This is a genomic window from Kaistella flava (ex Peng et al. 2021) (assembly GCF_015191005.1).
In the GTDB taxonomy this organism is placed as follows: Bacteria; Bacteroidota; Bacteroidia; order Flavobacteriales; family Weeksellaceae; genus Kaistella; species Kaistella flava.
The window spans coordinates 3091900-3112557 of record NZ_CP040442.1 but is presented as its reverse complement, the minus strand read 5'-3'; the positions used below and the strand labels follow the sequence as shown (position 1 = coordinate 3112557).

The 20658-nt window shown below is 34.2% G+C and carries 21 protein-coding genes and 1 tRNA gene; 15 read left to right on the top strand and 7 right to left on the bottom strand.

Annotated features, from left to right (window positions below; genetic code table 11):
• Positions 1-357: 357 nt before the first annotated feature.
• The 9 genes from Q73A0000_RS13980 (at position 358) to ribA (ending at position 7743) form a co-directional block, all read left to right on the top strand.
• On the top strand, positions 358-1809 hold the full coding sequence (locus tag Q73A0000_RS13980) for a lipopolysaccharide biosynthesis protein (protein ID WP_193811549.1): 1452 nt from the start codon (positions 358-360) through the stop codon (positions 1807-1809).
• A 1-nt stretch (position 1810) separates the two neighbouring features.
• Complete coding sequence (dut, locus tag Q73A0000_RS13975; RefSeq protein WP_193811548.1) at positions 1811-2242, top strand: dUTP diphosphatase; 432 nt, start codon at positions 1811-1813, stop codon at positions 2240-2242.
• Between the two features lie 69 nt (positions 2243-2311).
• A complete protein-coding gene (locus Q73A0000_RS13970) occupies positions 2312-3340 on the top strand; it encodes a sugar phosphate nucleotidyltransferase (protein WP_193811547.1) in 1029 nt (342 codons plus the stop codon).
• A gap of 99 nt (positions 3341-3439) precedes the next feature.
• The gene (locus Q73A0000_RS13965; protein WP_193811546.1) at positions 3440-4234 is read left to right on the top strand and encodes a DUF4292 domain-containing protein; all 795 of its coding nucleotides are present in this window, start codon (positions 3440-3442) and stop codon (positions 4232-4234) included.
• Positions 4231-5814, top strand: a complete 1584-nt coding sequence (locus tag Q73A0000_RS13960; protein WP_193811545.1) for a murein hydrolase activator EnvC family protein — start codon at positions 4231-4233, stop codon at positions 5812-5814. Before Q73A0000_RS13965 ends, Q73A0000_RS13960 begins: the two co-directional genes overlap by 4 nt.
• 33 nt (positions 5815-5847) lie before the next feature.
• Complete coding sequence (locus Q73A0000_RS13955) at positions 5848-6054, top strand: twin-arginine translocase TatA/TatE family subunit (RefSeq protein WP_193811544.1); 207 nt, start codon at positions 5848-5850, stop codon at positions 6052-6054.
• Positions 6055-6066: 12 nt separating this feature from the next.
• A complete protein-coding gene (locus Q73A0000_RS13950; RefSeq protein WP_193811543.1) occupies positions 6067-6681 on the top strand; it encodes a DUF4254 domain-containing protein in 615 nt (204 codons plus the stop codon).
• Positions 6674-7129, top strand: coding sequence for a hypothetical protein (locus tag Q73A0000_RS13945; RefSeq protein ID WP_193811542.1), 456 nt, complete (start codon positions 6674-6676; stop codon positions 7127-7129). Before Q73A0000_RS13950 ends, Q73A0000_RS13945 begins: the two co-directional genes overlap by 8 nt.
• A gap of 11 nt (positions 7130-7140) precedes the next feature.
• Positions 7141-7743, top strand: coding sequence for a GTP cyclohydrolase II (gene ribA / locus Q73A0000_RS13940; RefSeq protein ID WP_193811541.1), 603 nt, complete (start codon positions 7141-7143; stop codon positions 7741-7743).
• A 4-nt stretch (positions 7744-7747) separates the two neighbouring features.
• Here ribA and deoD read toward each other — a convergent pair whose 3' ends face one another.
• Together deoD and Q73A0000_RS13930 are read right to left on the bottom strand one after the other, a co-directional pair.
• Complete coding sequence (gene deoD / locus Q73A0000_RS13935; protein WP_193811540.1) at positions 7748-8455, bottom strand: purine-nucleoside phosphorylase; 708 nt, start codon at positions 8453-8455, stop codon at positions 7748-7750.
• Positions 8456-8604: 149 nt separating this feature from the next.
• Complete coding sequence (locus Q73A0000_RS13930; RefSeq protein WP_193811539.1) at positions 8605-9123, bottom strand: hypothetical protein; 519 nt, start codon at positions 9121-9123, stop codon at positions 8605-8607.
• A 111-nt stretch (positions 9124-9234) separates the two neighbouring features.
• Between Q73A0000_RS13930 and Q73A0000_RS13925 the strand changes: the two genes are divergently transcribed.
• The 4 genes from Q73A0000_RS13925 to Q73A0000_RS13910 all read left to right on the top strand — a co-directional run bounded on the left by Q73A0000_RS13925 (position 9235) and on the right by Q73A0000_RS13910 (position 15260).
• Positions 9235-10977 (top strand): glycoside hydrolase family 3 protein, encoded by a 1743-nt coding sequence (locus Q73A0000_RS13925; protein WP_193811538.1) that lies wholly within the window; start codon positions 9235-9237, stop codon positions 10975-10977.
• 33 nt (positions 10978-11010) lie between these two features.
• A complete protein-coding gene (bshA, locus tag Q73A0000_RS13920) occupies positions 11011-12144 on the top strand; it encodes an N-acetyl-alpha-D-glucosaminyl L-malate synthase BshA (RefSeq protein ID WP_193811537.1) in 1134 nt (377 codons plus the stop codon).
• A gap of 60 nt (positions 12145-12204) precedes the next feature.
• Entirely contained in the window at positions 12205-13467 is a 1263-nt protein-coding gene (locus Q73A0000_RS13915) for a DUF2851 family protein (protein WP_193811536.1), read from the top strand.
• 104 nt (positions 13468-13571) lie between these two features.
• Positions 13572-15260 (top strand): putative transporter, encoded by a 1689-nt coding sequence (locus tag Q73A0000_RS13910; protein WP_193811535.1) that lies wholly within the window; start codon positions 13572-13574, stop codon positions 15258-15260.
• Between the two features lie 303 nt (positions 15261-15563).
• Here Q73A0000_RS13910 and yajC read toward each other — a convergent pair whose 3' ends face one another.
• From yajC to nusB, 3 genes are all read right to left on the bottom strand, one after another.
• The gene (gene yajC, locus Q73A0000_RS13905; RefSeq protein ID WP_193811534.1) at positions 15564-15890 is read right to left on the bottom strand and encodes a preprotein translocase subunit YajC; all 327 of its coding nucleotides are present in this window, start codon (positions 15888-15890) and stop codon (positions 15564-15566) included.
• A gap of 13 nt (positions 15891-15903) precedes the next feature.
• Positions 15904-16383 carry a DUF1573 domain-containing protein gene (locus Q73A0000_RS13900; protein ID WP_193811533.1) on the bottom strand — a complete coding sequence of 160 codons (480 nt, stop codon included), beginning with the start codon at positions 16381-16383 and terminating at the stop codon, positions 15904-15906.
• Between the two features lie 87 nt (positions 16384-16470).
• Positions 16471-17376, bottom strand: coding sequence for a transcription antitermination factor NusB (nusB, locus tag Q73A0000_RS13895; RefSeq protein WP_193811532.1), 906 nt, complete (start codon positions 17374-17376; stop codon positions 16471-16473).
• A 199-nt stretch (positions 17377-17575) separates the two neighbouring features.
• Here nusB and Q73A0000_RS13890 point away from each other — a divergent pair, with 199 nt between their 5' ends.
• The gene (locus Q73A0000_RS13890) at positions 17576-19237 is read left to right on the top strand and encodes an ABC transporter ATP-binding protein (protein ID WP_193811531.1); all 1662 of its coding nucleotides are present in this window, start codon (positions 17576-17578) and stop codon (positions 19235-19237) included.
• A 113-nt stretch (positions 19238-19350) separates the two neighbouring features.
• Positions 19351-19686 (top strand): DUF3276 family protein, encoded by a 336-nt coding sequence (locus tag Q73A0000_RS13885; protein WP_193811530.1) that lies wholly within the window; start codon positions 19351-19353, stop codon positions 19684-19686.
• A 132-nt stretch (positions 19687-19818) separates the two neighbouring features.
• Here Q73A0000_RS13885 and Q73A0000_RS13880 read toward each other — a convergent pair.
• Both Q73A0000_RS13880 and bshB1 read right to left on the bottom strand, forming a co-directional pair.
• A tRNA-His gene (locus Q73A0000_RS13880) sits at positions 19819-19894 on the bottom strand.
• A 34-nt stretch (positions 19895-19928) separates the two neighbouring features.
• Positions 19929-20648, bottom strand: coding sequence for a bacillithiol biosynthesis deacetylase BshB1 (gene bshB1 / locus Q73A0000_RS13875; RefSeq protein ID WP_193811529.1), 720 nt, complete (start codon positions 20646-20648; stop codon positions 19929-19931).
• Positions 20649-20658: the final 10 nt, after the last annotated feature.

The following is a 20658-nucleotide window of genomic DNA, read 5'->3' as shown; positions in this document are numbered from 1 at the left end:
TGGAAAATGCGCTGCCACAAATGCACGAATTGCTAAATTTTATTGAGAACCTGTTTAAATTTAACAAAAATAATTTAACCACAAAAGTCACAAAAGCTTTAAGTAAAAACTCCTTCTAAAAATTCAAATAAGTTTCGAAAATAAAAGTTTTCAATTTTGGACCCTAAATAGAAACTAAATGTTCTGTGAATACCGTCCTCTATTAAATTTTTAAACAAGCTCTTAAAACAGAGAAAAAATATATTTAAAAGAAATTCGTGAATTCGTGGCAAAAAAATATTGCATTTATTCTAACCTCAAACTTGAAATCTTTTCAGCTCAAATCTATTTAATTATATTTGCAGAAATTCAGAAATTTTGTATAAAAAATTATTGGGGCAAACCGCGATTTATGGATTAAGCACCGTCGTAATTCGGTTGTTTCCGTTCATCATCAGTCCCTTTGTCACGAACGCGTTCGGCCCACAATCGCTGGCTCCTTTTATCGATTTTTATTCGGTTGCCGGAATCATCATCGTTTTACTTTCTCACGGAATGGAAACGACGTTTTTCCGCTTTGCAGAAAAAGAAGGCGATACGAAAAAACTAATTTCGACTGCAACTTTGAGCGTCATTGGAGCTTCTCTTCTTTTTATGCTGTTCGCTTATGTTTTCCGACAGGATTTAGCAATTGCGTTCAAAACACCAGATCAAATCAATCTTCTAACGATGATGCTTTTTGTTCTCGGTTTAGATGGACTTTCGACAATGCCTTTTGTTATTTTAAGAAAAACAGGAAGACCGAAAAAATTTGCTTTAATTAAAATTATTAATGGAGTTATTAACTTTCTATTAGTTCTTTTATTTATTGTGATCTTGCCACGATTGGGAGACAAAGGTCTTTTTGGTTACACCTATAATAAGGAGTTTGGGATTGGATACGTGTTTGTCGCCAACTTGGTAGCGAGCGCTGTGACATTTATTCTTCTTGCTCAAGAAATAAAATCAGTACGAGTCTCAGCATTTGACTGGAATCTCTGGAAAAAGATGATGGCGTATTCCTGGCCAATTACCATCGCCGGTTTGGCTGGTGTAATTAATGAAACCATGGATCGACAGTTCTTAAAATACCTTTTGCCTGATGGAACGAATACCGAACAGATGGCGATTTATGGAGCAGTTTGTAAAATCGTGACTTTCTTAACTTTGTTTCGACAAGCCTATCTTTTGGGAATTGAACCTTTCTTTTTCTCTCATGCTAAAAACGAAAATTCGGGTCAATCTTATGCAAAATTAATGGATATGTTTGTGATTGTCAATTGTATTATCTTACTAGCTTTATGCGTTAATTTAAATTGGTTGGCTGAACTTTACCTTTCGAATCCAGCTTATAACGAAGGAATTCCGATCGTGCCGATTGTTTTAATCGCAGCCGTTTTTTTAGGAATTTATTTGAATATGTCTGTTTGGTACAAACTTTCTGACAAAACTATCTTTGGCGCTTACATTTCAATTTTAGGAGCAGCAGTTACGATCGCTGTCAACGTATATTTCATTCCATCTTATGGGTATTGGGCTTCAACTTGGGGAACTTTTTTAAGTTACTTTTCAATGATGACCGTCTCTTATTTTCTCGGTCAATATTTTTATCCAGTTCCTTATCATATGAAGAAAATTATAGGATATTTGAGTCTAAGTATTTTCTTCTCACTCCTTTCTTATTATTTACTTGACGGAAATTTACTCATCGGAAACTCATTATTATTAGTATTTTTAGCCATTGTTTTTTACGTAGAAAAAGACACTTTAAAAAGATTTAGAAAAGCTTAATATGGAAATTAAAATCATCAATAAATCGCAAAATCCTTTACCTAAATACCAAACCGCACTTTCTGCTGGAATGGACTTATACGCTAACCTGGAAGACAGCATCACTTTGAAATCTTTGGAAAGAAAATTAATTCCAACAGGATTGTTTTTAGAACTTCCAGAAGGTTACGAAGCTCAAGTCAGACCAAGAAGTGGATTAGCCATTAAAAATGGAATATCAGTATTAAATGCACCCGGAACAATCGACGCAGATTACCGTGGCGAAATTGGGGTTATTTTAGTAAATTTGTCGACCGACGATTTTAACATCAATAATGGTGACCGAATTGCACAAATGGTGATTGCAAAATACGAAACTGCAGAGTGGCACGAAGTTTCTGAAATCAATGAAACCGAGCGAGGAGCCGGAGGATTCGGAAGCACTCAATTATAAATAAAAATAAATCTCATTATTAAAATTGATTTTAATCAAAATAATTAATGAGCAAATTAAAAATAAATTATGAAGATAATAGTTCCAATGGCCGGACGTGGCTCCAGATTAAGACCGCATACTTTAACAGTTCCAAAACCTTTAATCCCAATCGCAGGTAAACCGATCGTACAACGTTTGGTTGAAGACATTACTAAAGTAGCTGGTGAAAAAATCGACGAGATTGCTTTTATTATCGGAGATTTCGGAGCAGAAGTTGAGGCATCTTTAATTCAGATCGCAGAAAGCTTAGGCGCAAAAGGAACCGTTTATACGCAGGACGAACCACTTGGAACAGCGCATGCGATTAAATGTGCAGAGCAATCCATGCAAGGAAATGTAGTCGTTGCTTTCGCTGATACTTTATTTAAAGCTGATTTTATTTTAGATAAAAATTCAGACGGTGTAATTTGGGTAAAAAAAGTAGAAGATCCTTCCGCTTTTGGAGTTGTAAAATTAGACGATTATGGATTTATCACGGATTTCGTAGAAAAACCAACCACCTTCGTTTCTGACTTGGCGATTATTGGAATTTACTATTTCAATTCTGCCGAAAAATTAATGAGCGAAATCAACTATATCATGGATAATGATATTAAACAAGGCGGCGAATTTCAGTTGACAACTGCCTTAGAAAACCTTCGTCAAAAAGGAGCGAAATTCTCTTTAGGTAAAGTGGATGACTGGATGGATTGCGGAAATAAAAACGCTACTGTTGATACGAATGGTAAAGTGTTAGAATACGAAAGGGAAAACGTAGCACACTTTCCAGCTTCTGCAAAAATCACGAATTGCTTAATTATTCCACCATGTTTTATTGGTGAAAATGTAGAGCTTTTGAATTCTAAAATTGGACCAAGAGTTTCTATCGGAAATAATACCAGAATTATCAATTCAAATATTGACAATTCATTAATTCAAGAAAACACGACTATTGATCACGGAAACCTAAGCAACTCAATGATTGGGAATTCAGCTGAATATTACGGAGTTGCCAGAGAAATTTCTTTGGGAGACTTCTCTGTTTTAGATTTTCTTTCGAAAGGTGAAAGTCATTAAAACAATATCAAAATAATGCGCCATAAACCACACAAAACAATTTGTGTGGTTTGGCGTTAATATTGTAAACTTTCTTGAAAAGTTTAAATAAAAAGTCAAATGAAAAAATATATTCTTGCATCCGCATTAATGATAGCGCTGATTTCTTGTAAAACAAAAACAGCTGTTGAAAATCCAATCAGTACGAATACACCCATTGCTTCCAACGCGAATTTCTTCAACAAGATTAATGAAAAAGCAGATTTTCAGCAACTTAAAATCAATTCCAGAATTACTGCAGAAACGGGCAAGTTTATTCCTCCTTTAGATGCGACCATTTATATTGAAAAAGACAAAAAAGTTTGGATTAATATGGTTGCTATTTTCCTAAATGTTGGAAGAGGAATCGCTACTCCTGAAGGAATTAAAGGGTACGAAAAATTAAATAAGACTTATATTGAATCTGATTTTTCTTATTTAAATTCACTCTTGAATGTCGATTTTATAGATTATGGAGCTTTTCAAAATCTATTATTAGGCAGGACATTTATTCCTGTTAATGACAAGGATTTTAAATTGACTAAAAATGCACAAGGTTATGTTTTAACTTCCATTAAAAATTTAAGTTTCCAAACTAATGGAGCGGTTTCTGAATATTCAGCTTCATTGTCTTATAATGATGCAATGGATTTAGAAAATGTTTCTTTGCAAAAACTAGATGCGCCGGATCAACTGGAAGTTTCTTATTCTAACTGGGAGAATTTTGAAAATACTAAACTTCCGAAAAATGTTAAAATAATAATAAAAGGATCAAAAAACGGCCAGATTTTACTGGAAAATACGAAATTTGACAGTTCAAAAATGGATGCACCTTATTCCGTTCCCAATAATTATACGAAAACTGAGATCAAATGATTAAAAGACTAAGCTTTTTAATAGGAATTTTTCTGTTCGCTTTTTTTTCTGGGCAGAAAAAAGAACAACTTCAAAAGCAGAATGCGGAACTGAAAAAACAAATTTCGAACATCAATGTTAACTTGGCTAAAACCCAACAACAATCTAAACTTTCTGTTGCTTATTTGAACGAAGTAGAAAAGAAAATTGGACTTCGCGAAAAAGTTTACACCAATACACAAAAGGAAAAAAGATTAATAGAAGACGAAATTTATTTACGTCAATTAGAAATTAATCGCCAAAATCGGGAACTTGCTGTACTCAGAAAAAATTACTCAGAAGTTTTAGTAAAAGCATATAAAAATAAAGGAGCACAGAATAAAGTGACTTTTATTTTATCCTCTAAAAATTTAGGAGAAGCACTTAGAAGAGTTCAGTATTTAAAAGATTACTCAGATTATCAAGATAAAAAAGCAGCGGAAATTTCAACGGCAGCGAAAGTACTTCAAGAGAACATTACCTTAAAACAGAAGTCTGTAAAGGATAAAGAAATGATTCTTTCGAATCAGCAAAAAGATTTGTTAACTATTGAAGCTGAGAAAAAAACAAAACAATCTCTTTTAGAAGAATTTAAGAAAAACGAAGTTCAGCTTACGGGAGAATTGAAGCAAAAACAAGCCGAATCTAAACAGTTAGAAGGTCAAATTCGTTCGATTATCGCGGAAGAAATTAGAATTGCTAAAGTAAAAGAAGAAGAAAACAAGAAGATCGAAGCTGAAAAAATTCGTCTCGCAAAAATCGCAGCGGAAAAAGAAAAAGCAAGAATCGAAGCTGAGAATAAAGCACGAATGGAAGCTTTAGCTTTAGAAAAAAAGAAAGCGGATGACGAAGCGAAAAGATTAAAAGATATTTCTGACCGAAAAGCAGCCGACGAAGCCGAGAAATCAAAAATTGCCGCAGCAGCTGATGCGAAAAAGTCAGAAGATTCTAAAAAAGCAGCGGATGCAGAGAGAGCTGAATCCCGTCGTCTTGCAGCAGCAAAAGATGCGGCAGAAGCAGCAGCAAATGCAAAAGCCGCAGCTGACAGAGCGGCTTCAGCCAGAGTAGCAGAAGCGACAATGACGAAGAAAAATGATGATGAAAAGAAAGCGGCAGAAACAAAAGCCATGACCAATTATGGAGTTTCAGCATCTGTAGGAAATAATTTCGCTGCAAACCGCGGTAAAATGGGAATGCCAGCTTATGGAACAATCACTCACCGCTTTGGAAGACAACCTCACCCAGTTTTTAAAAATATTGTAGAAGAAAATAATGGTATTAAGATTGCCGTTACAAAAGGGACTGTTGCAAAATGTGTGGCACCAGGAACTGTTTCCCGTATCGTTGCTTCTGCAGATGGATCTAAAACAGTGATTGTAAAACATGGTGATTACTTTACCATCTACGCAAACCTTTCGAGCACCATGGTTTCAGCAAACCAACAGGTTTCAGCGGGAACATCAATAGGTTTAATTGGAGAGGATTTTGATGGAAGTTACACCTTGGATTTCCAGATCTGGAATGGAAGTACCCCAGTCGATCCATTAGGTTGGGTAAATTAAAAAAATAATATAACTTTGTATAAAATTTAGAAGATGAATACACTAACAATACTAGCACTTTCTTGGCAACATTTATTAATCGTTGGAATCATAATTTTGGTTTTCTTCGGTGGTAGAAAAATCCCTGAAATGATGAGAGGTTTAGGATCTGGTATCAAAGAATTTAAAGATGCCGTAAAAGAAGATGAGCCTAAAAAACCGGAAGAGCCAAATGGTAATTCTAGCTCTACGACACCTTAAAAAAAGACTTTAATGAATTTTACAGAAACTGCTTGGAAGGTTTTCAACCAATCAATTAATGATTATCATATTACTGATAATGTAGAAGTCCAAGTAAAAAATCCATATCCAAAAGATAGTTTGGAACATCTTTTGTATGCTAAGAATTGGATTGATACCGTTCAATGGCATTTGGAAGACATTATTCGTGATGAAAACATTGATCCAACTGAAGCTTTAAAGCTAAAAAGAACAATAGACTCTTCAAATCAGAAAAGAACTGATTTGGTAGAGTTTATCGACAGTTGGTTTCTACAGAAATACAGGGAAATTTCTCCAAATACTGACGCTAAAATTAATTCTGAAACTCCTGCTTGGGCAGTTGATCGTTTATCAATTTTAGCATTAAAAGTCTATCATATGAATCTTGAAGCTCACCGTGAGTCTGCAAGTGACGAGCACAGAAGAAATTGTTCTTTAAAATTAAACGTTTTAATGGAACAACAGAAAGATCTTTCTGAAGCAATTGATCAGTTGCTTTTTGATATAGAGAATGGTAATATTAAGATGAAGGTGTATAAACAGATGAAAATGTACAATGATGAAAGTCTTAATCCGATCCTTTATCAAAATGTGAAAAATGCGTAAACTGAACTTTGGTTACATTCTAATATTGCTTCTTCTTTTATCCTGTTCGGCGGAAAAAATAAACCTTTCCCCGATTGGTGCAATGAGTGGGCAAAATGATATGTACTCCTATAGTGACAGAAAAAACTTAATCGCTTATTCCTCAGAAATTACAAATCTGATCGCCTCATTTCCGAAATTTAGGAATGATGCAGTGAACGCTGAAGTAGCCAAACTTAAATATCATCTTAAAGATTATATTGGAGCTATCGAAAACTACAATATCAACGGAAGAAATAGCGCTCAGCGAAATTTTGAAAAGTCATACAAAAAACTTCAGACTCTGAGGAAATATTTAAATAATGATGATGATCAAGTCCTGAACAGATACTTGGTTAGAATTAAAACGAATATGACTTTTCTTGAAAGTAATATCTCAAAAGATTCGGCAGCAACGCCCATAAAATAGCAAACAACTTCATGTTAAAAATTCAAGCTGAATCAAACGTTCCTACAGAGTACGGGGAATTCCGTATGATTGCATTCTCAGAATTAGAAAGCGACTGGATGCCACATATGGCCATTATTGCCAAAAACACTGATTTTACAAAACCTATTAATGTACGTTTTCACTCCGAGTGTATTACCGGGGAAGTGTTTCATTCTAAGAAATGTGAGTGTGGTCAGCAGCTTGACGCAGCAATGAATTTCATGCACAAAAATGGCGGAATCATTGTGTATTTAAGACAGGAAGGAAGAAATATCGGCATCATCAATAAACTAAAAGCCTACGCTTTACAGGAACAAGGTTTTGATACTGTAGAAGCTAATTTAAAACTGGGTCTTCCTGCTGATGACAGAAACTTCGATGTTGCTATTGAAATCCTTAATATTCTGAATGTTAAAGAAGTTAATCTTTTAACTAATAATCCGCAAAAATTAAAATTTGTAACGGACAGTAATATTCGTCTAAATAAAAGAATTCCTTTGCAGATGAATTCTACAAAGGAAAGTGAAGCTTATTTAAAAACTAAAAAAGATTATTTCGGTCATCTTCTTGATGATGAAAATACTTCCAATTAATTCTTTATATTTTAATGGCTGTTTCTAAAGCCAACTCAATCATCGGTGTCAATGCTGTTTCCCGCTGATCAGCAGAAATCTGATCTCCTGTAGGAATCACATCTGAAACCGTTAGAATCGTTGCAGCATTTTTACCCAAATGTTGTGCATTAGCAAAAAGTGCAAACGCCTCCATTTCTACTGCCGAACAATTATACTTACTTGCAATTGCAGGAAGAGCAGGATTTTTTCTATAGAAAATATCGCTGGTATGAATATTTGTTGGTTTTAAATTTAAAGATAATTCTTTCGCAGACTCATTGAGTAATCCAAAAGCTTTCCCTTGATGAGATAATAATTCTTCTTCAATTTCCCACGCAAACTTTGCATACGTAGACTCACTAGCTGCATGTTCGACATTCAATAAGTCATACACTTTCAAATCTGTAGAGTATGATCCACAAGTTCCGATTCGGATAATGGTATCTACATCGAATTCTGTAAACAACTCGTAAGAATAAATCCCAATACTTGGAATTCCCATCCCACTAGCTCCGACAGAAACTTCTTTCCCTTTATATAGTCCGGTGAAATAAAAGATATTTCTTGTTTTACTTACCAATTTCACATCCGTTAAGAAATTATCTGCAATGTATTTTGCTCTTAAAGGATCACCTGGCTGTAAAACCGTTTTAGCAATTTCTCCTTTTTTGGCTGCAATGTGAACACTCATTATTATAAATTTTTGATTAATTATTTAATGTATAAAGTTACTAAAATCTCATCGACTATAAAATTAAAACCTTCTCTTTTAACCTGACTTTTAACACAAAAACCACCGCAATTGCAGTGGTTCTTTATTTTTTTTAGAATTTTGAAAATCTATAAACTCTTTACTTTAGAATCGTCAATTTTGAAATATCTAATAACACTATTATAGTCAGAATAATCTACGTTTGCGTTTTTACCACCCGGCGATGCAGGTACTAAAACGACCCTAAATGTTTGATTATTCAAATACTGAGGAGTTGTAGAAACATCATAATTTCCGCTTGCATAAATCATCACATCATTTTTAGTAAAATCAAAATCATAATCTAACTCATTTCCATTTGCCAAATAAAGAGTTCTAGGAATTGATTGCCAAACCGGAGAACCATCAGTAGCAGAACCTGTTTTTCTATACATTAAAACGACATCAGTATTAAACAAAGGTTTTGTAAATGTTCTGCTAATGAAATATCCATCTTGCGCATTGTAAGAAAAATTCACGTTATTAATATCCAATACTACAGAGTAAGTATCATTATCCTGCGTAATAACATCATTGTTTCTGTTATCACAACTAAGTGCTGCGACACTAAAAATTGCCATCAGCATTAAGGTGAAATATTTTTTCATTTTTAAAAGGTTTTAAGGATTAATAGTTTTTGTAAGTCAATATGTATGCCATTAGAAAATACATTTTAAAAATTAAAAATTGTATTTTTGTTTACTAATATTTTTTAGAGAATGAAAAACATTAAGATAAAAGTATCTTTTTTTATTATAGCGCTATTTTGCTTTAACCTCAATATAAATGCACAATATCAACCGAAGAACATTTCACCCGCAGAAATTCAGAAAGCGAATCAGTGGGTAAACCAAACCTACAACTCCCTTTCTCAGGATGAAAAACTAGGACAGCTTTTCATTGTGGCTTTGTATACCAACAAAGATGAAGCTCATATTAATGCGGTAAGAAATATCGTCGTTAATGATAAAATCGGTGGATTAATCTTGATGCAAGATGATGCTGCAAGAGAAATTAACCTCGTTAATGAATTCCAGCAAAAATCAAAAATCCCATTAATGATTGGTATGGATGCCGAATGGGGAGTTTACCAAAGAATTGCCGCAGCACATAAATTTCCATGGGCGATGACGCTTGGTGCGATTCAGGATAAAAGTTTAATTACAGAAATGGCCGCGAAAATTGCTGCAGACTGTAAAAGAATGGGCATTAACTGGGATTTTGCGCCAGTGGTTGATGTTAATACGAATCCCAACAATCCGATTATTGGAAATCGAAGTTTCGGCTCAGAAGTTCCAAATGTAGTCAGTTCTGCGTTGGCTTATTCCAATGGATTACAGGATAACAATATTTTGGCAGCGATAAAACATTTCCCGGGACACGGCGATACCGATAAAGATTCTCACTTAGACCTTCCCGTTGTTTCACATTCTTTAAAACGACTAAATGAAATCGAAATCGCTCCTTTCAAAGCCTTAATGGATAAAGGAATTGGCGGTGTAATGGTCGCTCACTTGTACGTTCCAGCTTTAGAAAAAAAGAAAGGAATTCCCGCTTCTATTTCTAAAAAAATTATCACTGGATTATTAAAAGACAAACTGGGTTACAAAGGATTAATAATTACTGACGCCTTAAACATGGGTGCTGTTGCCAACAAATTTAAAGCCGGCGAATTAGATGCAATGGCTTTCGAAGCTGGAAATGATATTATGTTATTTTCTCAAGATGTTGCGACCGGAAAAAGGTTGATTCAGCAAGCTATTGACCAAGGAGAAATCCCGCAACAAAGAGTTGAAGAAAGTGTAAAGAAGATTTTATTGACCAAATATTATTTAGGTTTAAACCAATATGAACCAAGAAATCCAGCAAACATTAATGAAGATTTAAACAATTCCTCTCATTCAGAAATTGTTCAGGAAATGTATGCTAATGCATTGACTTTAATTAAAGATGATAAAAAAATGCTTCCTCTTAATTGCAAGGAAACCTATTATTACGTCCCGTTAGAAGAAGCTCCTTATCAAACTTTCCTGGATCAGTTAAATCTAAACAACACAATTATCGTAAAAAAAGCTTCAGAAATCGCCACGATTCCATCCAACTCTAAAGTAATTGTCGGCTTTCATAAAGATAATTCTACAGCGTATAAACCTTATAAAATCTCTGAAGAAAGTAAAAAAATTCTGGCTGATTTAAGTAAAAATCAAAATATAATCTTAAACGTTTTCGGTTCTGCTTATGCTTTAAAAGATGTGGATATTTCTAAAATCTCTACTGTTTTAGTTTCTTACGAAAATAATGATGATTCGATGATTGCAACTGCGAAAGCTTTTTCTGGTGAAACTAAAATCTGGGGAAAACTTCCTGTTTTGGTGAATGACAACTTAAAAGCTGGGCAGGGTTTAGAACTCAATCCTTCTTCACGAATAGACCTTCCTACAAAAACAAATACAAAACAGTAATTGAGTAATTTCAATTTAAAAAAAATAAATCACATGAAAATCGGAATTCTCTGTTATCCAACTTACGGTGGAAGTGGCATCGTTGCTACAGAACTTGGTATGGCGCTCGCTGATAAAGGTTATGAAGTGCACTTTATAAGTTCGGCTTTGCCTGCAAGATTAGACATTACCAATCCCAATATATTTTTTCATAAAGTCAACGTTCAGACCTACCCACTTTTTCAATATCAACCTTATGATATTGCGCTTTCGTCGATGATTTACCGAGTTGTGAATTTATACAAACTGGATTTACTTCATGCTCATTACGCAATTCCTTACGCTTATGCGGCTTTTACGGCAAAGCAAATGTTGAAAGAAGAAGGCAAAGATATTCCTTTGGTGACAACCCTTCACGGAACTGATATTACTTTGGTAGGACAACATCCAAGTTACAAACATGCAGTGGAATTCTCTATCAATCAATCAAATACGATTACTTCTGTTTCTGAAAGTTTGAAAAAAGACACCTTACAATTATTTAAAATCACCAAAGAAATTCAGGTAATTACCAATTTTATTGACAATGGTGAATTTACAGTTAACACCGATTGCCAAAGACGTCAATTTGCTACTGACGATGAAAAAATACTCATTCACGTTTCCAATCTTCGTCCAGTGAAGCGAGTTGGAGATGTTTTACAGATTTTTAAAAATGTCAATGCAAGAGTAAAATCAATGCTCATCATTATTGGTGAAGGTCCAGATATGGAAGTCATCAATCAGTTTTTAGAAGAGCATCCTGATCTCATCAGTAAAGTTCGTCTGCTTGGGAAAGTAAACGATTTGTACCGAATTTTACAATTGTCAGATGTTTTCTTACTTCCGTCAGAACAGGAAAGTTTTGGACTGGCCGCTCTCGAAGCGATGGCTGCAGAAACTCCCGTGATAAGCTCCAATGCTGGAGGAATTCCCGAAGTGAATATTCAGGGAGAAACTGGTTATCTTACAGAGATTGGGAATGTAGAAGCGATGAGTAATTACACCATAAAATTATTAAGCGACGATGCTCTATTGGCACAAATGAAGAAGAACGCAAAAGAACAAGCTCTTAAATTCGACTTAAAAAACATCTTACCCGTTTACGAAAAAATGTACGCCGATACGTTACATAACTTTCAAAAATAGTCTTTTCACCTTTTTTATTCAGAATTTGCTTTGTTACTTTGTAATTAAAGAGTTCTGACCATGAATGAAAAACTACTTCAATATTTGTGGAATTTCAAAATTTTCAAAAGTTTTGATTTCATTGATGTGGAAGGAAATGAACTCGAGATTTTAGATTTCGGAAGATGGAATTTTGATTCTGGGCCAGATTTTCTTTTTGGTAAAATAAAGACGAATGATTTAGTTATCGCAGGAAATATCGAACTTCATGTAAAATCATCGGATTGGATTTTTCACAAACATTCGGGGAATCCTGAGTTCAAAAATATCATTGCACACGTTGTTTTTATTCATGATGTTGAAATTGAAGAATTTAAAAATAAGAACATTCCAACGCTCGAATTGAAAGATTATATTGATGAGAATATGCTTTCTAAATATGAATCTTTGCTTCAGGAAACACAATTTATTCCGTGTGAAAAGATTTTTAATCAAGACCATTTTCCTTTTAACTTTCACGAAGAAACTTTACTGAAAAAGCTAGATGAGAAATCCATCGAAATTGAAGAATCACTTAAGCGCAATCAAAATAATTACGAAGCCATTTTATTTCAGCAATTAGCTTATGCTTTTGGATTAAAAGTAAATGCACTTATTTTCAAACAATTAGCAGAAAGTATTGATTATAAAGTTTTCAATAAAATCCGTCAAAATCAAACACAGTTAGAAGCACTCTTTTTCGGAATCTGCGGTTGGCTGGAAAAACCGACTGATGAACAAACCAAAATCTGGAAAAGGGAATTTGAATTTTTAAAAGTTAAATATCAATTACCCGATTTCTATATTCATCCAAAATTTTCAAAACTTAGACCACCGAACTTTCCAACAATTCGGCTTTCGCAACTGGCTTCTTTGTATCATCTAAACCAGAATCTTTTTTCGAAACTCATTAATGCAAAAAACATTGACGAGATTCACCAACTATTTAATAAGGTAAAAGCCAGCGAATATTGGGATCATCGATTTAATTTTGGGAAAATATCTTCCGTTCATGGAGAGAAAACTTTGACGAAAGATTTCGTTGAGTTAGTTTTGATCAACGCTGTTTTACCTTTAAAATACACTTATCATAAAAACACCGATGAAAACATTCCGGATGAAATCTTGACTTTATACCAAAGTATTTCTGCTGAGAAAAACACCATCATCGACCAATGGAAAACATTGAATGTAAAACCAAAAAATGCGCTTGAAACTCAATCTCTACTTTATCATTTCAGGAATTTTTGTGAGAAGAAAGAATGCTTACGCTGCAGCATCGGAATTCGATTAATGAATATTTAATCAATCCTCTTTTTTACTTCTAAATACTGATACATTTCATTTCAGAAGATTGCCTATTGCAGATTATTAACAGTAATTTTGTTGATAAACTAAAAATAGAGAAGATGTTTGATTGGTTAAAATTACTCTTACTGCCAGGCGAAATCCCAACGGTAACGCAATCTATTGTTGCCATAATGCTCGCCATCGGAACTGGTGTTTTTTTTGGAAGATTAAAATTAGGTAAAGTAACTTTCGGTGTTTCGGCGGTGATGTTTACGGGTTTAATTTTGGGACATTTCGGTTATCGAATTCAACCCGGGATTTTAGATTTCATACGTGATTTTGGTTTAATCCTTTTCGTTTACGGCATTGGTTTACAAGTCGGACCTTCCTTTTTCTCTTCCTTCCGTAATGAAGGTTTAAAATTTAATATTCTGGCCGTTTCAACGGTTCTTTTAGGTGGGATTATTACGGTCGCACTCTTTTATATGACTGGTCTAAAAATTGAAGATTTAGTCGGAATTATGAGTGGTTCGGTCACCAACACGCCTGGTTTGGGAGCTGCTAAAAACACCATCGAAGAAATCACCAATTCATTCCCTGATAAAAAATTTAATGATCCAACTATTGGTTATGCGATTACCTATCCGCTTGGAGTTTTCGGGATTATTGGAACCATTATCCTATCAAAGTTTCTTTTAAAAATTAATCCGGATGAAGAAATGAAGAAATTCCGGAAGTCGAAAATCAACCGTGAATTACCTTTGGTTCATAAAAAAATTAGGGTCACCAATCCTGAATACTTCGGCAAGACTTTACATCAGACCATAAAAGAGTTCGGACGAGAAATTATCATTTCCCGATTGAAACATAGTGGAAGTATTGCCGTAAAATCTCCTACAATGGATACCGAACTTCAAGATCGGGACGTATTGATGTTAGTGGGTTTAGAAAAAGATTTAGATGATTTCATTGCCACAGTTGGTCGTCCTTCCGCAGATCTTTTCATTGAGTCTGACAATCAAATTCGCAAGAAAAATATTTACGTCACGAATTCTAACGTCATTCATAAAAAACTTTCCGAATTAGATTTGTACAATACCTTTGATTTAAAGGTAACTCGTGTTTTCCGAGCCGGACGAGAAATTTTACCAAGACCTTCACTGGAACTATTTTACGGCGATAAATTAGTCGTGATCGGTTCTCAAGAAGGAATTGAAGAGGTAGAAAAAATCATTGGAAACTCCGAAAAGAAATTATTAGAACCTGATTTCCTTTCCTTATTTGGCGGATTACTATTAGGAGTTATTTTGGGTTCAATTCCGATTGTCATTCCAAGTTTACCGGTACCTATTAAATTAGGATTTGCGGCTGGACCATTGATTGTCGCACTTTTGATTTCACGTTATGGTGGAATTTCCTTCATCCATTCTTATATCAATACTGGCGCGACTTATTTTATGAAAGACTTTGGGATCTGTTTATTCTTCGCTGCGGTAGGAATTCATGCCGGAGATGGTTTCTATGATAATTTCATTCAGTATAATGGTTGGCTTTGGTTATTGTATGGCTGCGCAATTACATTTATTCCGTTAATTTTAATGGTGATTGTAGGACGATTTATTATGAAAATCAATTATCTACAATTGGTCGGAATTATGAGTGGAAGTTATACTGATCCAGCTGCACTTTCATTTAGTACGAATTATTTAGACTCCGATATTCCTATTCAGACTTATGCGCAGGTTTATCCTTTGGTGACGATATTTAGGATATTTGTGGCGAGTTTACTGATTCTGTTTTTCAGTTAGGTAACGCTACTTATTTTAACGCAAAGGCGCTATTACATTCTAAAACTGTAAGGCGCAAGGTTGGCTTTCGCCAATTGGCAGAGCTTACTTTGCGCCTTTACGTTAATTCATTTTATACCAGTGTCATATTAATCAGTCTAATTTTGGAAGAATTATGCCACGAATGCACGAATATTAAAAATTAAATATTCGTGCATTCGTGGCATGAAACAAGTAAATTATTCAATTAATTTGTTGTGAGATTTAAGCCAAAAAAAAAGCAACCTCAATGAGATTGCTTTATCAATAGTTCTTTCGAAAATATTATTTCGTTTCCGGAGCGTTGTCAGGAAAACGATTCTGCGTAAATTCTCTTGAAATCGCCGCTTTTTCAAACTTTAATTTTCCAGAAAGCGTTTCTAAGATTATTCCATCTTCCATAATCTGACTAATTCTACCGTGCATTCCAGAAGTGGTAACTACTCTACTTCCAACTTTCAATTCAGATTGAAAGTTTTTTTCCTGCTTTGATTTTTTCATTTGTGGACGAATCATCAGGAAATAAAACCCGACGAACATTAGTCCCATCATGATCATTGTAGGCATCATAGAACCTTCCGGTGCAGCTGCCTGTAAAAATATTGTTATCATTATCTATAATTTTTTATGGTTGAATATCTGCAGAAAAACCAATCACAATCGGTGCTCTTTCTACATTCGCATATACTTCTGCTTGTTTGTTCACTAATCCATCGAAATTAGAAGAATCAAATTTTAAAGTGATTTTTCCTTTTTGACCTGGAAGAATCGGCTCTTTTGTATAATCAGGAACAGTACATCCACAACCTGGTTTAACTTGAGAGATAATCAAAGGATTTTCTCCAGTATTGGTTACTTCGTAAGTATGTTCTTTTTGATCTCCTTTTTTAATTTTACCGAAATCAAACTGTGCTTCAGAAAGAACAAGGTTTGTTAAAGGTTTAGACTGTGCTTCTTTTACCATATCCTCGTGAGAATCGATAACTGGCGCCGCCGTCTGAGCAGTTCCTTCTTCGATAACGAGTTGATCCGCAGTCTGATCTTTTTTACAACTTACTAAAGCTAAAGCAACTACAAGTGGTGCTATTTTAATAAAATTTTTCATATGTGATATTTATTTTTTTAAAGGTCATATGGTATCGCCAATCTGTATTACTGCTTTTTCACCTAACTTGTAAATGGCGATTTCATATTAACTTCTATTTAAATCTTTGGTGTATTTATCTAAAATCCCATTGATGAAAATGTTAGAACGATCCGTTGAAAATACTTTAGAAATCTCGATATATTCATTGATAATAACTCTTCCCGGAGTTAATGGGAAATAATCAAGTTCTGTAATCGCAGCAATTAAAATGATTTTATCAAGTAATGCAACGCGGTCCAGATCCCAGTTATCTAATCTCCCTTCCAGTTTTTTCTCGTTTTCGTCCCAATGGTTAAGGGATTCTTTTAAGAGTTTACGGGCGAATTCACGATCTTGTTCATCTTTAATCATTTTAATTAAAGTATGACTTGGTTCATTTTCTTTAAAGAAACCAATCGTTTTTTGAATCATCGAATTGGAGATATGGAAATCATCTGCCCAACTCAATTCTTTTCCTTCAAGATGATCATGAAAATCTTCATTTTCAGCGATATATCTTAAAAATAATTTCCCGATAAATTTCTGGTCAGCTTCGAAAGAATGTCCTTCTTCTTTCATAAAATCTTGATATCTCTTACCAGCCGACATTCTCTGAAACGTTTTCACTAACAAATCATCATACAGATCCCATTTTAAATCCTGATTCTTAGAAGTAAATGAAAGGCGCTCCTCATTTTCTTCTAATTTGATTAAAACTTGATTGTTGATGAATTTTTGGTTGGGATTGGTTTCTTTATCAGTTTGAATGTATTTATTCTTACCGATTTCGATTTGACGTTCTGCTAGATCTTTCAGAGCCACCAAAAAATTAAGTTGGTAAATGTAAAGATGATAGATTTTATCGATTTCTGAGAACATATTCTTCTCTAACACATCGAATTTAATGGGATTTTGGTAATATGAATACAACGATTCTATTACCTTTTCACGGATTTGTCTTCTTCCTAACATTTCAAAGAGCTTTTATGCGTGCAAAGATAATAAAATTGTAGCAAGTTGAGACTTATAAGATATAATTTATATGAAAGAGTTATCTATTTCTATCATACAAAAGCATCAGATATTTATAAATTCTAAAAAAAATCAAATTTCTATTTCTTATTTTTGCACAGGTTTAGAAGCAATCAATCCGCTAAAAACCTTAAGATTTATGAACGCACTAAAAACACTTAATCCCTATTTCTGGAAACATAGAAACCTATTGTTTTATGGCTTCCTCTTCATTATTGCCAGTAATTTCTTTAACATTTTTAAAGTTCAGTTTGTTGGAAAATCGGTGGATGAAATTTCAAATACTAATAGTTTAGGCTTTAACAAACAGGTTTTAATTTATGTTGCCATCATTGTAGGATCGTCATTATTAACGGGATTCTTTACTTTTATGATGCGTCAAACCATCATTGTTGCCTCCAGAGGAATCGAATACGAACTGAAGAATAAAATTTACAATCACTATCAGGAGTTGTCTTTAACGGACTTTAAAAAAACGACTATCGGTGACTTAATGAATCGTCTAAGTGAAGACGTAGTTGCGGTTAGAATGTATCTCGGTCCGGGGGTGATGTACGTCGCCAATTTATTAATCCTATTGATCATTACGAGTATTTACATGCTCAACACCAATGTAGAAATGACTTTGTGGTCACTTCTTCCCTTACCTATTCTTTCTTTCCTTATTTATAAAGTAAGTTCTATCATTAATAAAAAATCGAAAATCATGCAGAAAAGTCAGTCTGCGATTTCGACTTTTGTTCAGGACAGTTTTTCGGGAATTCGCGTGGTTAAATTTTTTGCTAAAGAAAGTTATATTGAAAAAAGTTACGGAACGAAAGTAAAAGATTATCAGGATAAATCTTTGGATCTCGCAAAAACAGAAGCCTACTTTTTTACTATTATCCTATTTGTAATTGGTTTATTAAATGTGGTAATTTTATTAGTCGGAGGTCAGAAATATATGGCAAATGAACTTTCTGTCGGGAAGATTGCAGATTTCTTTTTATACATCAATATCTTAATATTTCCATTTTCAATGGTTGGCTGGGTAACTTCTGTAAATCAGAGAGCAGAAGCGTCAATGGCGAGAATCAATGAATTCCTTGATATGAAAAGTGATATCATTAATACAAGTAATGAAGTCTATCCAATTAAAGGAGATATTGAATTTAGAAATGTATCGTACGTTTACCCAAATACAGGAATTAAAGCTCTTGACAATTTAAGTTTCAAAATTGAAGCTGGAAAATCATTAGCAATCATGGGAAAAACCGGAAGTGGAAAATCCACCATCGCTCTTTTACTTTGTAGATTAATCGATCCAACAGAAGGAGAAATTCTGATTGACGGAAAAAATTTGAAAGATCACAACTTAGAAAACTATCGCAAATTTATTGGTTATATTCCTCAGGAAAGTTTTCTTTTCTCTGACACCATTGAAAATAATATTGGATTTGCCATCGACAAACCTTCGCATAAACTGGTCGAAGAATTTTCTAAGAAAGCAGATGTTCATAAAAACATCATCGACTTCAAAGATCAATACAAAACGATGGTTGGTGAACGTGGAGTCATGCTTTCCGGTGGACAGAAACAGAGAATTTGTATTGCCAGAGCTTTAATTAAGGAACCTTCTGTTTTAATTTTTGATGATTCATTATCGGCTTTGGACACTGAAACCGAAGAAAACATCCTGCAAAACATTGAAAATGAAATCAAAAACTGTACTTCAATCATTATCACTCACCGTGAAAGCAGCGCTAAACGTGCCGATAAAATATTGAATCTCACCCCTATAGAAAACGACAACGTTAACTAATTGCTGATTTCCTTATTGATAAAGCGCTTTTTTTCGTAAATAATTAGAAATAAATTCCCCAATTAAAAGAAATCTTTTATATTTGTTACACAAGATTTGAAAAATAGCTACAAATGAGTGATTACAAGGAACGCCACGAAAACGAAATTTTCACAAAGGTATTAAAGGCAGGAAGAAGAACCTATTTCTTTGATGTGCGCGAAACCAAAGCGGGAGATTATTATTTAACGATTACCGAAAGTAAAAAGAACTTTGGTGAAAATGGAGAAGCATCTTTTGAAAAACATAAAATTTATCTGTATAAAGAAGATTTTAAAAGTTTCGAAGAAATGTTTAAAGACTCAACAGATTTCATCATCGGTCAAAAAGGGGAAGACGTTATTTCTGAAAAACATGACAAAGATTTCAAATCGAAATCATTTACAATTGAATCTGACGAGGAAATCTAATTACTCGCCGATAAAAAATAAAAAAGCATTCAATATTTTTGGATGCTTTTTTTTGCTTTAAACGGTAGATTTCGATTTTCAGAAATGGTGGAAATCGAAAAAACGCATTGATAATCAATGCGTTTTGACTTTGGGTGAATGAGGGGTCTCGAACCCCCGACCTCCGGAACCACAATCCGGCGCTCTAACCAACTGAGCTACAATCACCGTTTGAGGTTGCAAATATAATACTTTTCGATATACTACAAAATTATTCCGTCAAAATTTTTGAATGCAATCAACTTTTCTGTCGTAAATCCTTCTGCAAAGGCAACTCCAGACAGGCGACCTAAGTCCTGCGCTCTATAAGTTAGGCTTTCTAAGAAGTCTTTTGTGGCAATTGGCGTCATCGGCTCGTCCGAATTTGGATCATAAAACTGCGTTTTGTACGCAAGACACGCTTCAATCTTCTTTGACATAAAATCTGAAATGTCTACCACGAAAGCCGGCGTAATATGTTTCCACTGAATATAATTGAATATATGCTTTGGTCTCCACGGCTTTTGGCTTTCATTTTCCAGCGTAGTTTCTATTTTGACAAGTCCGGCAAGGAAACAGGCATCAGAAACCAATTTTGAAGCTTTTGCGTGATCAGGATGACGGTCGTCTATTGAATTAGAAAATACAATTTCCGGTTGATACTTACGGATCATCTTTACGATCTGCATTTGATACTCTTCGGTATTCAAAAGAAAACCATCTTTCATCTTTAGATTTACCCGATCTGAAAATCCTAAAATTTCCGAAGCATTAGCAGCTTCTTCTGCTCTGGTTATATTTGTTCCGCGAGTTCCAAGCTCACCTTGCGTCAAATCCACGACCGCAACCGTTTTTCCTTCTGAAATAAGTTTTGCTAAAGTTCCGCCACATCCTAATTCTACATCATCAGGATGAGCTCCTATTGCTAATATATCTACTTTCATACTACTGAAA

What these genes read in the sequence shown, in the direction of transcription:
- dut (WP_193811548.1), top strand. Translation starts at nt 1,811, where the DNA reads ATGGAAATTAAAATCATCAATAAATCGCAAAATCCTTTACCTAAATAC.
- Q73A0000_RS13970 (WP_193811547.1), top strand. Translation starts at nt 2,312, where the DNA reads ATGAAGATAATAGTTCCAATGGCCGGACGTGGCTCCAGATTAAGACCG.
- Q73A0000_RS13965 (WP_193811546.1), top strand. Translation starts at nt 3,440, where the DNA reads ATGAAAAAATATATTCTTGCATCCGCATTAATGATAGCGCTGATTTCT.
- Q73A0000_RS13960 (WP_193811545.1), top strand. Translation starts at nt 4,231, where the DNA reads ATGATTAAAAGACTAAGCTTTTTAATAGGAATTTTTCTGTTCGCTTTT.
- Q73A0000_RS13955 (WP_193811544.1), top strand. Translation starts at nt 5,848, where the DNA reads ATGAATACACTAACAATACTAGCACTTTCTTGGCAACATTTATTAATC.
- Q73A0000_RS13950 (WP_193811543.1), top strand. Translation starts at nt 6,067, where the DNA reads ATGAATTTTACAGAAACTGCTTGGAAGGTTTTCAACCAATCAATTAAT.
- Q73A0000_RS13945 (WP_193811542.1), top strand. Translation starts at nt 6,674, where the DNA reads ATGCGTAAACTGAACTTTGGTTACATTCTAATATTGCTTCTTCTTTTA.
- ribA (WP_193811541.1), top strand. Translation starts at nt 7,141, where the DNA reads ATGTTAAAAATTCAAGCTGAATCAAACGTTCCTACAGAGTACGGGGAA.
- deoD (WP_193811540.1), bottom strand. Translation starts at nt 8,455, where the DNA reads ATGAGTGTTCACATTGCAGCCAAAAAAGGAGAAATTGCTAAAACGGTT.
- Q73A0000_RS13930 (WP_193811539.1), bottom strand. Translation starts at nt 9,123, where the DNA reads ATGAAAAAATATTTCACCTTAATGCTGATGGCAATTTTTAGTGTCGCA.
- Q73A0000_RS13925 (WP_193811538.1), top strand. Translation starts at nt 9,235, where the DNA reads ATGAAAAACATTAAGATAAAAGTATCTTTTTTTATTATAGCGCTATTT.
- bshA (WP_193811537.1), top strand. Translation starts at nt 11,011, where the DNA reads ATGAAAATCGGAATTCTCTGTTATCCAACTTACGGTGGAAGTGGCATC.
- Q73A0000_RS13915 (WP_193811536.1), top strand. Translation starts at nt 12,205, where the DNA reads ATGAATGAAAAACTACTTCAATATTTGTGGAATTTCAAAATTTTCAAA.
- Q73A0000_RS13910 (WP_193811535.1), top strand. Translation starts at nt 13,572, where the DNA reads ATGTTTGATTGGTTAAAATTACTCTTACTGCCAGGCGAAATCCCAACG.
- yajC (WP_193811534.1), bottom strand. Translation starts at nt 15,890, where the DNA reads ATGATAACAATATTTTTACAGGCAGCTGCACCGGAAGGTTCTATGATG.
- Q73A0000_RS13900 (WP_193811533.1), bottom strand. Translation starts at nt 16,383, where the DNA reads ATGAAAAATTTTATTAAAATAGCACCACTTGTAGTTGCTTTAGCTTTA.
- nusB (WP_193811532.1), bottom strand. Translation starts at nt 17,376, where the DNA reads ATGTTAGGAAGAAGACAAATCCGTGAAAAGGTAATAGAATCGTTGTAT.
- Q73A0000_RS13890 (WP_193811531.1), top strand. Translation starts at nt 17,576, where the DNA reads ATGAACGCACTAAAAACACTTAATCCCTATTTCTGGAAACATAGAAAC.
- Q73A0000_RS13885 (WP_193811530.1), top strand. Translation starts at nt 19,351, where the DNA reads ATGAGTGATTACAAGGAACGCCACGAAAACGAAATTTTCACAAAGGTA.
- bshB1 (WP_193811529.1), bottom strand. Translation starts at nt 20,648, where the DNA reads ATGAAAGTAGATATATTAGCAATAGGAGCTCATCCTGATGATGTAGAA.